Source organism: Nonomuraea insulae (assembly GCF_042656245.1).
Genome location: NZ_JBHSPA010000048.1, coordinates 204,688 through 218,020, shown reverse-complemented (window position 1 = coordinate 218,020; position 13,333 = coordinate 204,688). Strand labels below are relative to the sequence as shown.

The 13,333-nt window shown below is 71.8% G+C and carries 11 protein-coding genes and 1 pseudogene; 7 read left to right on the top strand and 5 right to left on the bottom strand.

Annotation, left to right across the window (positions count from 1 at the left end; translation table 11 throughout):
* Positions 1–47 precede the first annotated feature (47 nt).
* Genes ACFPZ3_RS39235 through ACFPZ3_RS39225 form a run of 3 tightly spaced genes read left to right on the top strand, consistent with a single transcriptional unit; the run spans position 48 to position 2,786 of the window.
* Complete coding sequence (locus ACFPZ3_RS39235) at positions 48–938, top strand: hypothetical protein (protein ID WP_379519424.1); 891 nt, start codon at positions 48–50, stop codon at positions 936–938.
* Between the two features lie 33 nt (positions 939–971).
* Positions 972–1,880: a hypothetical protein gene (locus ACFPZ3_RS39230; protein ID WP_379519423.1), complete on the top strand. Its 909-nt coding sequence runs from the start codon at positions 972–974 to the stop codon at positions 1,878–1,880.
* A 21-nt stretch (positions 1,881–1,901) separates the two neighbouring features.
* The gene (locus ACFPZ3_RS39225; protein WP_379519422.1) at positions 1,902–2,786 is read left to right on the top strand and encodes a GumC domain-containing protein; all 885 of its coding nucleotides are present in this window, start codon (positions 1,902–1,904) and stop codon (positions 2,784–2,786) included.
* Here the strand turns inward: ACFPZ3_RS39225 and ACFPZ3_RS39220 are convergent.
* Positions 2,771–3,907, bottom strand: a complete 1,137-nt coding sequence (locus tag ACFPZ3_RS39220) for a UDP-N-acetylglucosamine--N-acetylmuramyl-(pentapeptide) pyrophosphoryl-undecaprenol N-acetylglucosamine transferase (RefSeq protein WP_379519421.1) — start codon at positions 3,905–3,907, stop codon at positions 2,771–2,773. The two genes, ACFPZ3_RS39225 and ACFPZ3_RS39220, sit on opposite strands and share 16 nt — an antisense overlap.
* A 4-nt stretch (positions 3,908–3,911) precedes the next feature.
* Complete coding sequence (locus ACFPZ3_RS39215) at positions 3,912–4,727, bottom strand: formylglycine-generating enzyme family protein (RefSeq protein ID WP_379519450.1); 816 nt, start codon at positions 4,725–4,727, stop codon at positions 3,912–3,914.
* A 201-nt stretch (positions 4,728–4,928) separates the two neighbouring features.
* On the opposite strand from ACFPZ3_RS39215, the gene ACFPZ3_RS39210 reads away from it, so the two are divergent.
* Genes ACFPZ3_RS39210 through ACFPZ3_RS39200 form a run of 3 tightly spaced genes read left to right on the top strand, consistent with a single transcriptional unit; the run spans position 4,929 to position 7,515 of the window.
* Positions 4,929–6,146: a cytochrome P450 family protein gene (locus ACFPZ3_RS39210; protein WP_379519420.1), complete on the top strand. Its 1,218-nt coding sequence runs from the start codon at positions 4,929–4,931 to the stop codon at positions 6,144–6,146.
* 9 nt (positions 6,147–6,155) lie between these two features.
* On the top strand, positions 6,156–7,115 hold the full coding sequence (locus ACFPZ3_RS39205; protein WP_379519419.1) for a Ppx/GppA family phosphatase: 960 nt from the start codon (positions 6,156–6,158) through the stop codon (positions 7,113–7,115).
* 58 nt (positions 7,116–7,173) lie between these two features.
* Positions 7,174–7,515, top strand: a complete 342-nt coding sequence (locus ACFPZ3_RS39200) for a hypothetical protein (RefSeq protein WP_379519418.1) — start codon at positions 7,174–7,176, stop codon at positions 7,513–7,515.
* 6 nt (positions 7,516–7,521) lie between these two features.
* On the opposite strand, the gene ACFPZ3_RS39195 is transcribed toward ACFPZ3_RS39200, so the two are convergent.
* On the bottom strand, positions 7,522–10,356 hold the full coding sequence (locus ACFPZ3_RS39195) for an NACHT domain-containing protein (RefSeq protein WP_379519417.1): 2,835 nt from the start codon (positions 10,354–10,356) through the stop codon (positions 7,522–7,524).
* 95 nt (positions 10,357–10,451) lie between these two features.
* Positions 10,452–12,332 carry a propionyl-CoA synthetase gene (locus ACFPZ3_RS39190; RefSeq protein WP_379519416.1) on the bottom strand — a complete coding sequence of 627 codons (1,881 nt, stop codon included), beginning with the start codon at positions 12,330–12,332 and terminating at the stop codon, positions 10,452–10,454.
* 46 nt (positions 12,333–12,378) lie between these two features.
* On the opposite strand from ACFPZ3_RS39190, the gene ACFPZ3_RS39185 reads away from it, so the two are divergent.
* Positions 12,379–13,059, top strand: a complete 681-nt coding sequence (locus tag ACFPZ3_RS39185) for a nucleotidyltransferase domain-containing protein (RefSeq protein ID WP_379519415.1) — start codon at positions 12,379–12,381, stop codon at positions 13,057–13,059.
* A 44-nt stretch (positions 13,060–13,103) separates the two neighbouring features.
* Here ACFPZ3_RS39185 and ACFPZ3_RS39180 read toward each other — a convergent pair.
* Positions 13,104–13,319, bottom strand: a pseudogene (locus tag ACFPZ3_RS39180) (arylamine N-acetyltransferase); the annotation flags it as partial.
* Positions 13,320–13,333: the final 14 nt, after the last annotated feature.

The window sequence follows — 13,333 nt, the reverse complement described above, 5'->3', positions numbered from 1 at the left end:
TTCCGAACATCACGAGCGTTGGGGGCGCCAGGGTGCCAGGACATAACGTGGGTGTGGTCGTCGATCCGGCGGTGCCGCCGGAGGTTGCCGGATTATTGCGTGCCAACGCCCCGTTGTTGTCCAGGGTCAGAGCCGGATGGGTGCCCCCCGCGGCTCCCGCTCCCCCGGCGCGCCGCCACAGCCCCTCCAGCGCGCTGCTGCTGGCCGCCACCCCGGTCGTGATCGCGCTCATGGCCGTCCTGCTGGCCTCGCAGGTCGCGTGGGCCGGGTTCGTGCTGCTGGGCACGTACGTGTTCATCGTCCTGGTCAAGATCGCTTCGATGAGCGAGGTGCCCGAGGACGACCGGCCGCACGAGCGCGGCGTGTACGAGCAGGCCCGCTGGTACGACGGCCGCTACCTGATGGCCGAGGACTTCGACCACGAGGCCGGGATCGTCCTGACCAGGGCGCAGCGCGCGATCGGTTCCGTGCTGCGCTCCCATGTCAACGCCGAGGGCCTGCTCGACGACGCCCGCAACGCGATCATGCTGCCCGCCCAGGAGTGGGAGATCGCCCGCCTGCTGGCCAAGCTGTCGGCGCTGCGCCAGGAGCACCGGGAGCTGCTGGCCAGGGGCATCGCCCCCGAGGTGGCCTCGGTGATCGAGCCGCTCGAACGGGCCCTGGTCAACAGCGAGGCCGCGGTGGTCGCCCGGGTCGAGGCACTGGAACGGTACGCCGGGCACGTCGCCGAGGCCGAGCGCGCCTACCACGCCCGCGGCCAGATCGAGGAGCTGCGCGCCAGGCTGCCCCGCTACGAGGAACTGCTCGCCGAGTCGGGCGCCGACTCCTTCGCCGTGCCGGAGATCGAGCGGCTGGCCGAGGACGCCGACGTCCTGGAGCGCACCTTGCGGCGCAGCGTCGAGTCGGCCCACGAGGCGTTCCGGTACCTGGAGAGCTGACACTCGGACAGATGGGCACATAGGATCAATAATGTGCCCGGACGTCATGCGAAGGTGATAGTCGATCCGGCGGTGCCCGACGATGTCGCGGCCTTACTCCGTGACAACCGCAAACTCCTCCTGCGGATCCAGGCCGGCTGGGAGCCCGCGCACAAACGCCACTTACCCGTGGCGGGTGTCGTGGCCCGGCTGGCGGCCACCATGACGGCGCTGGCGGCGGCGGTGTACGGACTGGCGCTCTTCGTCGCAGGACGCTACACGCCCTTCGTGGTGATCATGACAGGAGCGGCGCTGCTGATCGTCAGCGTCCTGCTCAGGCCCAGGCCCGACGCCGAGGTGGGCAAGCGGCACGCCCTGGAGCGCGAGGTGTTCGAGGCCGCCCGCCGCCACGAGGGCCACTACGTCGTACGCGAACGGCTCGACGACTCCGCCAGGACCCTGATGTCGCGCGCCCAGTCCGCCATCGACCAGGTCATGGACTCCAGCGTGCACGCCGAAGGACTGCTCGACGACATACGCAACGGCGTGATGCTGCCCGCGCAGGAATGGGAGATCGCCCGCCTGCTGGCCAAGCTGTCGGAGTTGCGCGCCGAGCACCAGGAGGTCGTCTCCGAAGGCGTCACCCCCGAGGTGGCCGCGGTCGCCGAGCCTCTCGCCCACGCCCTCGACAGCAGCCAGCGAGCGGTGCTGGCCCGCGTCGAGGCGCTGGAACGCTATGCCGGCCACGTGGCCGACGCCGAGCGCGCCTACCGCGCCAGGCACCAGATCGAGCGCCTGAGCGCCAAGCTGCCCCGCTACGAGGAACTGCTCGCCGAGTCCGGCGCGGACGGGTCCACGGTGCCGGAGCTGAGCCGATTGTCCGATGACGCCGACCGCCTTGAGCAGGCGCTGCGTGACAGCGTCAGCTCAGCACACGAGGCGTTTCGCCACCTAAGTGGCTGACTTCCCATAGGATCCGAATTCGTGGCGGATGTGGTGGTAGACCCCGGGGTGCCGCCGGAGGACGCCCAGTTACTCAGGGAAAGCCGGCGCGTACTGATCAAGATGCGCCTGGGCTGGGTCCCCGAGCCGCGGCGGAGCGTCTCCAGCGCGCACTACCGCATGATCGCGGCGTTCGGGAGCGCGGCCTTCTTCGGCCTCATGCTGGGCGCGGGCGTCTTGGGCCTCGGCTTCGGCCTGCTCCTGTTCGTGGTGCTCGGCATCCCCCTGCTGATCGTGCTGTTCGTCCGCAACGACATGCCCGAGGACGAAGAGGACGGGTACGAGCGCGAGGTCTACGAGCAACTGTGCTGGTACGAGGGCCGCTACGTGCTCACCGAGGACCTCGACGAGTCCGCGGCCCGCCTCCTGGCCAGGGCCCAGCGCGCGATCGCCACCGTGACCGGCTCCCGAGTCAACGCCGAGGGCCTGCTCGACGACGTGCGTAACACGGTGATGCTGCCCGCGCAGGAGTGGGAGATCGCCCGCCTGCTGGCCAAGCTGTCGGCCCTGCGCACCAAGCACAGGGAGACCGTCTCGCAGGGGCTCACGCCCGAGGTGGCGGCCGTGGCCGAGCCCCTGGCGCGGGCGCTCGACAGCAGCGAGGAGGCGGTGCTGGCCCGGGTCGAGGCGCTGGAGCGGTACGCGGCCAACGTCATCGACGCCGAGCGCGCCTACGTGGCCCACCACCAGATCGAGGAGTTGCGTGGGCGGGTGCACCAGTATGAGGAGCTGGTGGCCGAGACGGGCGCGGACGGGTTCGCCGTACCGGAGCTGGAGCGCCTGGCCCAGGACGCGGACCTGCTGGAGCAGGCGCTCAGGCGGAGCGTGAGCTCCGCCCAGGAGGCCTTCCGCTACCTCGATCCGTGATTCGCGACCTCCAGCAGCACGTCGCACACGGCGTCGGCCGCGTCCACGCGCCCCAGGCCGCCCGCCGCCTGCCCCATCGCGTGCCGCAGCCCGGGATCGGCCAGCAGCGGCATCAGCTCGGCCAGCAACATGTCACCTGTCGGGCGCGGCTCCAGCAGAGCCCGCGCCGCGCCCGCGTCGGCCAGGTAGGCGGCGTTCTTGCGCTGCTCGTCACCGCCGGTCGGGATGAGCGGGATCAGCACCGAGGGCTTGCCGATGGCCGTCAGCTCCGACACCGTCCCCGCCCCGCTGCGTGAGATCACCACGTCGGCCGCGGCGAACAGGTCGGCCAGCTCCGCGCCCACGTAGGGCACCGGGTGGTAGCGGTCGTCCAGCCCCGGCGGCAGCGCCACGGCGCGCATCTGGTCGATCCAGGCGGGCCCGCACTGGTGCACGATCTGCGCGTGCGGCAGCAGTCGCGGCAGGATCTCCGCGATCAGCGTGTTGATCTGCTTGCTGCCCTGCGCGCCGCCGGTCACGTAGATCAGCGGCACCTCGAACGTCAGCCCGAACAGGTCGTAGGCCGCCGCCCTGTTGCCCTGTAGCAGCTCCGGCCTGATCGGGTTGCCCGTCACCACGGCCTTCGCCCTGGCGGAGGCGGGCAGGTGCGCCAGCGACGACTCGTGGGACAGCGCGATCCTGGTCGCCAGCCTGGCCAGGATGCGGTTGGCCAGCCCGACCACGGTCGTCTGCTCGTGCATCACCAGCGGACGGCGGATCAGCTTGGCCGCCACCCCGATGGGCACCGCCACGTAGCCCCCGGTCGAGAGCACCACGTCGGGCAGGTAGCGGGCGGCGTGCCCGACCGCCTGGAACACGCCGATCGGGATGCGGAACACGTCGGCGATGTTGGTGCCCAGCTCTTTGAGGTTCGGGCGACGGCGCAGCTTTCCCGTCGTGATCGCCTTGAACGGGATGCCGTGCTCGGCCGTGATCCGCGCCTCAAGGCCGTTGGCCGTGCCCACCCAGAGCACGTCGTGCGGCACCTGACGTCGCTGCACGGCCGACAGGGTCGTCAGGGCCGGATAGGTGTGACCACCGGTGCCGCCGCCAGTGATCAACAGTCGCAGGGTTCGTGACATGCGATCAGAGTATGGCCGCACAGCGGAAGCCGGTGTGGCCGGTTGAGGAGTCGGGCGTGTTCGAGGTGCGCGCGGCCACCCGGTAGCGGTTGCAGTAGGAGTCGTGGCACATGTACGAGCCGCCCCTGATCACCTTCGCCGTGCCCTCCGTGGGGCCCGTGGGGTTGTCGGCGTGCGGCTCCCAGTCGGTGCCCCACCAGTCGGCCGTCCACTCCCACACGTTGCCGGAGACGTTGTAGAGCCCGTAGCCGTTCGGCTGGAACGACTTGACCGGCATCGTCCCCTTGCTCGGCGCGGTCGGGAAGCGGCCCTGCCAGATGTTGCACCGCTGCCGCCCCTTCGGCGCCAGCTCGTCGCCCCACGGGTATCGCATGCGCTCCAGCCCGCCTCTGGCCGCCATCTCCCACTCGGCCTCGGTGGGCAGCCGCTTGCCCGCCCAGGTGGCGTAGGCGGTGGCGTCGTTCCAGGACACGTGCACGACGGGATGGTTCTGCCGGTCGCCGATCGAGGAGCCGGGCCCCTCGGGCGAGCGCCAGACGGCGCCTTCGACGCCGGCCCACCAGGGCGCGTCCGGCACGCCGGCCTCCATCACGCCGCCGGTGGCGAACCGGTGGAACACGAACGACCAGCCGATCCGCTCGGCCTCGGTGACGTAGCCGGTGTCCTTGACGAACGTGGCGAACTGCGCGTTCGTCACGCACGCCGGATCGATCATGAACGGCTCGACGCTCACCTCCCGCACCGGCCCCTCACCGTCCTCTGGCCGCCCGTCCGGATCGTCCCCGCCCATGGTGAACGTCCCTCCCGGCACCTTCACCATCCCGCGCGGCACCTTCACCATCCCGCGCGGCACTTTTACCATCCCGCGCGGCACCGCCCGCGCGCTGGTCGGCGCTGCGATCTCCACGGCTTCCTGGTACGGCCCCGCGGCAGCATCCCTGCCGGGGCCACAACAAGCGCTCAAAGATCCCCCAAACGTGTCATGACACCAAGGAAGGGTAGTCCCTGAAGCATGCCCACGATGACACGGCCGCCCCGGGTCACCCCCGCTCAGGCGCTGGCCGTGGCCGCCGTCCTGGCGCTGCCGGCTCTGGCGCAGGGCGTCGTGGTGCGGCGGCCTGCCATGGTGCGCCTGGCGGCGCTGGCCGGCGCCGAGGCCCGTGCGATCGCGCTCCTGCGCCGGTTGCGCGCCGAGCACGGCGACGGCCCGCTGCTGGTCCGGGTGCCCGGCCGGGGCTGGGCGATGGTGCCGCTGGCCTCCCATGACGTGCGCGAGGTGCTGGAGGATCGGGCGCTCACCCCGGCGAGCAGGGAGAAGCGCGGCGCGCTGGCGCATTTCCAGCCCGACGGCGTGCTGATCACCCCCGAATCCGACCTGCGCGATCGGCGGCGCGCCCTGAACGAGCACGTGCTGTGCTCCAGCGCCGACTCCGGCCGGTTCGCCGGGGTTGTGGAGGAGGAGGTGGCCACGCTGCCCCGCGACGGGGTGCTGACCTGGCCGCGCTTCCACGATGCGCACTGGCGGATCGTCCGCCGCGTCGTGCTCGGCGACGGTGCCCGCGACGACGTGATCCTCACCAGGCAGCTCGACCTGCTGCGCCGCGACGCCAACTGGTCGTGGCTGCGCGGGCGGCGCACCGACGTGCGCAACGCCTTCCGGCGCCGTCTGGCCAGGCATCTGGCGCGGGCCGAGCCCGGCAGCCTGGCCGCCGTGCTCGCCGGCGCGCACGCGGCGGCCGACGTGCACGCCGAAGGGCAGGTCCCGCACTGGTTGTTCGCCTTCGACGCCGGCGCCATGGCCTCCTACCGGGCCCTGGCCCTGCTGGCCGCCCATCCCGGCCCTCTCGGCCACGATCGTCTGCGCGCGGCCGTGCTGGAGTCCGTACGGCTCTGGCCGACCACGCTCGCCATCCTGCGCGACGTCACCGGCCCGACGCGATGGGACGTCCCGACGGGCACGATGACGGTGATCTACAGCCCGTACGTGAACAGAGCCGAGCCCGGCGACTCCTACCGCCCGGGGTTGTGGCTCGGCAGCGAAGAGTGGACAGGGGTGCCCTTCAGCGCCGGGTTCGCCCGCTGCCCCGGGGAGGATCTGGTGCTGTCCACCTCGGCCGCGCTGCTCGGCGCCTTCCTGCGTGAGCGCTCAGTCACACCGTCTGTCACGTTGGAGGACCCGGTGCCCGCAACCCTTGACCACTTCAGACTCCGTTTCGCCGTAAAAGCCGCAGACCGGTAGCGTTTTCCCATGCGACTCGGCGTGCTGGACATCGGCTCGAACACCGTTCATTTACTGGTCGTCGACGCCCATCGCGGCGCGCGGCCCATGCCCGCCTACTCCCACAAGGTCGATCTCCGTCTCACCGAGCACCTCGACAAGGACAACAAGCTGGGCAAACAGGGCATCGAGCGGCTCGGCAACTTCGTCGAGGAGGCCGTACACCTGGCCGAGGACAAGGGGGTGGAGGACCTGCTGGCCTTCGCCACCTCCGCCGTGCGCGAGGCCGCCAACGGCGAGCAGGTGCTCGCCGAGATCGACAAGCGCTGCGGCGTGCACATCGCGGTCCTGTCCGGGCGCGACGAGGCCAGGCTGACGTTCCTGGCCGTGCGTCGGTGGTTCGGCTGGTCGTCCGGGCGGCTGCTGGCCTTCGACATCGGGGGCGGTTCGCTGGAGATCGCCGCCGGGGTGGACGAGGAGCCCGACGCGGCCGTGTCGCTGCCGCTGGGCGCCGGGCGGCTGACGCGCGACTGGTTCACCGCCGACCCGCCGTCGCCGGACGAGGTACGCAAGCTGCGCAAGCACGTACGCGCCGAGATCGCCCGCAGGGTCGGCGACGTCATCAGGTACGGCGTGCCCAACCGCGCGGTCGCCACCTCCAAGACCTTCAAACAGCTGGCCAGGATCGCCGGCGCGGCGCCCTCCAGCGACGGCCCGTACGTCTCGCGCTCGTTGTCCCGGCAGGACATGGCCGACTGGGCCGTCAAGCTCACCACCATGGAATCGGCCGAGCGGGCCGAGCTCTCCGGCGTGTCCGAGGGGCGGGCGGCGCAGCTCGCGGCGGGGGCGGTGGTCGCGGACGCGGCGATGGACCTGTTCGAGGTGGACCGGCTGGAAGTGTGCCCGTGGGCGTTGCGCGAGGGAGTGATACTGCGCCGGCTCGACCTGCTGCCAGGGCGGCTCGACCAGCTCAACGGCGGGTCAGAGTAAGGTCGTTATATCCCCATTTTCTTGCATAAAGTGCTGGTGAACGGGCATTGCTGGCCGAATGATGACAGTGCTCGGCACGATCGGGTCCCTGGTGGTCGTCCTCCTGCTCCTCGTCGCGGCGGTGCTGCTCATCTCCGTCGTGGCGATGGTCACGCTGGTCGCCATCGCCGCCTCGATGACCGATTGGAAACGGTGGTGGAGACAGCGGGCCAGGCGCGCGCCGGCGCTGGAGCTGAAGCTCAGCGGGGAGGCGGTGCCCGCGCGGCTGCGGGCGGAGCTGAGCGGCCGCGTGTCCCGGGTGCGCCGCCGCTTCGCGCTCGGCGGCGCCCATCCCGGGGGTCGCGGGCCCCATCGGCCCCGGCTCCACAGGCGGCCGGTGGAGCGCCGGACCAGGACCTGAGCGCGGTCAGCCCATTCCCTGGATCACGGCGTTCTGGTGGATCTCCCACAGGGCCGACTCGGGGATGCCCGCCTTGACGAGCTGCTCCCACGTCACCACCCGCTCGGCCGGGTCGGCGAGCAGGGCGTGCAGGAGCGGCCGCAGCGCGGCCCGGTCGGCGCCCTCCTCGCACCACATGGCCCCCAGCGCGCGATGCATGGCCGGCGACCTCACGGCCACCGTGCGCAGCAGCTCCTCCAGGATGGCCACCCGATCCCGGTACGGTAGCGCGCGCCCCTCACCCAGCGCCCGCAGCAGCAGGTCGAGCAGCCTGCGATGGCGGGGCGCGTGCCCGGTGGCGACCGCGACCACGACGTCCCCCATGCCGGTGGGCTCGGTGCCGCCCCCGAGCACGACATCCTCCCCACCTCCTTCCATCACCCGATGCGCCGACAAGGCGGTGACCAGCCCGGTCCAGCCCTCAGGGCCGAGCTGGCCCTTCCACAGGTGGGTGAGGGAGAACCAGCGCTCCAGGTGGTCGGGCCCCGGCAGGAGCTGGGAGACCCGGACGGGCTCCTCGGAGGCGGTGACGATGAGGAGCGTGAGGTTCGCCGAGTACGCGGCCAGGCGGCGGGTCAAGGTGTGCCGCAGCGGGCGGAAACCGGTGAAGTGGCGGCGAGGCCGCTCGTGGAGGGAGCGGCGCAGCAATCCGGCCAGCAGGTCCACGCAGCGGGCCCGTACCGCCGGGGGCACCTCCTCCAGCAGCTCCAGGATGAACCCGACGGTCGCGCCCCGCTCGGCCAGGCAGGAGTGGGAGGTGACGGCGTACAGCAGGTCGTCGTCCACGGCCTGGACCACGGCCAGCGGCTCATCCCCGGCCAGGCGGCGGCGCCGGTCGAGGTCGCGCAGCGCGTACATGGTCAGCCAGGCCACCAGGAACTCGCCGAACGTGGAGTGCAGGAACGCGTGACCCTTCCTGCGGACGAAGAAGAAGCGCTCGGTGGCCTTGCGCGCCCAGTCGACGCGCTCCTCCTCGTCGGAGGGGTCGTCCTCGCCGCCGTGGCACAGTGCGGGCAGGTCCCGGTTGAGCGCCTCGTCGGTGATGACCTGGCTGCCCCGGGCCAGCATGGACAGCGCCACCGCGCCGAGCAGCACCAGCTCCTGGTCGATCGCCACCCGGCGGGCGCCGCCGGTCTCGCGTTCGGTGTAGTCGCGCAGCAGCACCTCATACAGGCGGGCCCGGCCGAGGGGGCCGTGGTCGCGTTGCAGCGCGTTGCCGCCGGCGTCGTAGAGGGCGAGCAGCAGCAGGAGCAGCGGGTGCCTGGCCATCTCGCCGTGGACGAGCGCGGCGTCGGCGGGCAGGGGTTTCAGGTCGCGCCTGGCCAGCAGGGCGCGGTTGGCCTGGTCCCAGATGTCGAGCCACTGGCGTACCTGGTCGTCGTCGAACGGCTGGAGCTGCAGCGCCAGCAGCCCCTCGGGGAAGCGCACGCGGTCGGCCACGACCGTGCGGCTGGTCACGATCACCGCTACGGGCCGCCCGAGCCCGGCCTCCCGGTCCTGGAACTCGCGGACGCGTTCGAGGTAGTCGTAGCGGTCGAGCCCGCCCTGGACCAGCTCGTCGAACCCGTCCAGCAGGATCACCGGCATCGCGCCGTCCCCGGCCGCCACCAGGTCGGCGTAGGCCACCTCCTCACCCAGCACCTCGGCCACCGCCTGCTCGATCTGCTCGGTGACATCCGCCCGCGCCCGCACGCCGCGCAGCTCCACCCTGATCGGCAGGAACTCCGACCTGGCCAGCCGCGCGCCCAGCACCTCGGTCAGCTTGGTCTTGCCCGAGCCAGGCTCGCCGAGCACGAGCAGCGGCGCCCGCGTGGCGCGCAGCGAGGTGAGGTGCCCGGCGAGGAACGCCTCGGCGTCGGGCAGCAACCGCTGCCGCTCCCACCAGTCACGCAGCGAGGGCGAGGACTCGAGGCTCAGCTCGGCCACCCGGCAGCGCGGGCTGAGGTAGCCCTCGCCGAGCAGCGGCAGCGAGACGTCCTCCGGCAGCTTGCCGGCCAGCAGCAGCGGCCGGTCGAGCGCGTTGGCGGCCATCCTGACCTGGTGGATCATGGGGCGGTCGCCGACCCGGGGCGGGGCCAGCTCGGCCAGCAGCCACGCCACCCGCGACAGCGCCGTGGCCGGCTGCGGCCGCTCGGTGACCAGGCTGCGCACGCCGAACTCGTGGCTGTCCAGGGCCAGCGACCGGTAGTCCTCGTCGTAGATGCGCAGCGCGTGCGCGGGCGGCCCCTCGGCCAGCACGCGGGGTAACAGGAGCTGGTCGTCGACCGGCAGCCCGTCCCAGACGGCCAGGCCGCCCACGTAGGCGGCCATGGCCTCGGACATGCGCACGTAGGCACGTTCCACGGCGGCGCGGGTCTCGGAGTGGGGCACGTGCGGCTCCGGCGTGGGCAGCCGCTCCAGCAGCAGGCTCGCGATCAGCCGGGCGAAGCGCTCCTGCGTCGGCACGCCGTGCGAGATCGTGTCGCCGTGGTCGAGCTGGTCCAGCGTGAACGGCAGCTTCGCCTCGCCGAGCGCCTCGAAGTAGGCGGCCACGACCACCGCGGCGTGCGCCGCCGCCAGCCGCTGCGTGCGGGTGATCCGGTCCACGCCGCTCTTCAGCTCCGGCACCCGGCGTACGACGTCCTCGCCGTAGGCGACGATGCCGTCGCGCATGTCGCGCAGGTTCGTCGTGAGCCGGGTGCCGCCGGCCAGCGCCCAGCCGGTGCGTTCGGCGGCCGAGGCCAGCCCGATCACCTTGACGAGCCTGCCGTCCTTGCACCCGAGAATCCTCAGGGCGTCGGCGTAGCTCGGGGTATCGATCATGGCCTTCTCCCGAGGACTGGGATGTCCCATCATGCGCTGTACGCCCCGATCGCCGCAGGCTCCTTCGTCAACGTTACCCGCCCGTCATGTTCCCTTCATGGCCTGTGCTCATGACCCGTGCTCATGGCCTGCGCGATCTCCGGCAGTGCCGCCGGGTCCTCGATGGTGGACGGTGTCGTGTACGGGTTGCCGTCGGCGATGTCCCGCATCGTGGCGCGCAGGATCTTGCCCGAGCGGGTCTTCGGCAGCCGGGTCACCACGACGGCGCGGCGGAAGGCGGCGACGGGGCCGATGCGCTCGCGTACGAGGGCGGTCAGCTCCCGCTCCATCTCCTCCGGGTCGCGTTCCGCGCACGCCTTCAGGACCACGAATCCCATCGGGAGCTGGCCCTTCAGCTCGTCGGCCACGCCGATCACGGCGCATTCGGCGACGTCGGGGTGCGCGGCGATGACCTCCTCCATCGAGCCGGTCGAGAGCCGGTGGCCGGCCACGTTGATCACGTCGTCGATGCGGCCCATGACGTAGAGGTAGCCGTCGTCGTCCAGGTGGCCGCCGTCGCCCGTCAGGTAGTGGCCGGGGTAGCGCTCGAAGTAGGAGCGGGTGAAGCGGGCCTCGTCCCGGTAGAGGGTGGGCAGGGCGCCGGGCGGGAGCGGGAGCTTGACGGTGACCGCGCCCTCCGTGCCCGGCGGGCAGTCCTTGCCGTCGGTGTCGAGGATGTGCACGTCCCAGCCGGGGACGGCCTTGGTCGGGGAGCCGGGCTTGAGGGGCAGGGGGTCGATGCCGACGCAGTTGGCGGCGATGGGCCAGCCGGTCTCGGTCTGCCACCAGTGGTCGATGACGGGGATGCCGAGCAGGTCGGAGGCCCAGTGGTAGGTGTCGGGGTCGAGCCGCTCACCGGCCAGGAACAGGTACCGCAACCCAGACAGGTCCCACTTTTTCGCGAAATTTCCGGAAGGATCCTCTTTTTTGATGGCGCGGATCGCGGTCGGGGCGGTGAACAGCGTGCGCACTCCGTGCGTGGCCACCACCCGCCAGAACGCGCCGGGGTCGGGGGTGCCGACGGGCTTGCCCTCGTACAGGATGGTCGTGCAGCCCGCCAGCAGCGGCGCGTAGACGATGTAGGAGTGGCCGACCACCCAGCCCACGTCGGAGGCGGCCCAGTAGACCTCGCCGGGGGCGGCGCCGTACACGTTGGACATGCTCCAGTTCAGCGCGACCGCGTGCCCGCCGTTGTCACGCACCACGCCCTTGGGCGAGCCGGTGGTGCCGGAGGTGTAGAGGATGTAGAGCGGGTCGGTCGCGGCCACGCTCACGCACGCGGCCGGCTCCGCGTCCCTCACCGCCGCCGCCCAGTCCAGGTCCCGCCCGTCCGTCAGCTCCGCCACGGACTCGGGCCGCTGCAGGATCACGCACCGGTCGGGGCGGTGCCCGGCCTGCTCCAGCGCGGCGTCCAGCAGCGGCTTGTACGCCACCACCCGGCTCGGCTCGATCCCGCAGGACGCCGACAGCAGCACCTTGGGCCTGGCATGGTCGATCCGCAGCGCCAGCTCCCTGGCCGCGAACCCGCCGAACACCACCGAGTGCACCGCCCCGAGCCGCGCGCACGCCAGCATCGCGACGACGGCCTCGGGCACCATGGGCATGTAGATCACCACGGTGTCCCCCGCCGTCACGCCGAGCCCGCGCAACATGCCCGCCGTCCTGGCCACCTCATCCAGCAGCGCGGCGTAGGTGTAGGTGCGGGTGGTGCCGGTGACCGGGCTGTCGTAGATCAGCGCCGCCTGCTCGCCACGGCCGGCCGCGACGTGCCGGTCCACGGCGTTGTGGCAGGTGTTGAGCCGCCCGTCGGGATACCACCGGCCCCCGTCGTACACGGTGGCGGGCGCCACGTCCCACTGGATCCCGAGCGCCGCCTCACCCCAGAACTCCTCGGGCCGCTCGACGCTCCGCCGGTATGCCTCGTCATAAGCGCTCACTTGTCGATCAGAACAGCCGGTGGCCCCATGGCGCAAGATATGGCGGGTGAGCGATGATCTGATCCTTTCCGTGGTGGTGGGCTCCCGGGCTTACGGGCTGGAGACCTCCTCCTCCGACACCGACCGGCGCGGCGTGTTCGTGGCGCCGACCGCGGCGTTCTGGCGGCTGGACAAACCGCCCACGCACCGGGACGGGCCGCTGCCCGAGCAGTTCTCGTGGGAGGTGGAGCGCTTCTGCGCCCTGGCCCTGGACGCCAACCCCACCGTCCTGGAGTGCCTGTGGTCGCCCATCGTGGAGGTGATCACGCCCGCGGGGCGGCGGCTGCGGGACCTGCGGGAGGCGTTCCTGTCGCAGCGGGCGCACCAGTCGTTCACCGGGTACGCCGAGGCCCAGTTCCGCCGCCTCGATCCGGACCGGCCACGGTGGAAGCAGGCCATGCACATGATCCGGCTCCAGCTCAGCGGACTGCATCTGGCGCGTCATGGGGAGCCGCTGGTGGAAGTGGGGGCCTACCGGGAGCGGCTGCTGGCGATCCGGCGCGGGGAGGTGCCGTGGGCCGAGGTGGACGCCTGGCGGGCCGCCCTGTCGGCGGAACTGTCGGCGGAACTGTCGGCGGAGCTGGCCGGGGAACCGGCCGGTGCTGGGAGCGTGCTGCCGGAGCGGCCGGATCGGGAGCGGGTGGAGGAGTTCCTGATCGGGGTGCGGAAGGAGAACCTGTCCGCCTGACTCCTGGCGGGCGGGCAGAACCACACCCCCGGCTCCAGCGCGGCCCCGCCGCGTTCGCCCGACACCAGTTTGTCCTGGATGCTCCCCAGGTCGAGGAGGATCTCCCGCCCGAGGAGCGCGTCCAGGTTCTCGAAGGGGATGAAGCGCACGTGCGCGAGGTGGACGGCGCGCAGTGTCTCCGCGGTCGGGGTACGCGGCCCGTCATATGCGATTCGCGCCAGATAGGCGTTGAGGTCGAGCTTCTCGATGTCCCACGTCATGGGTTCAACGATGG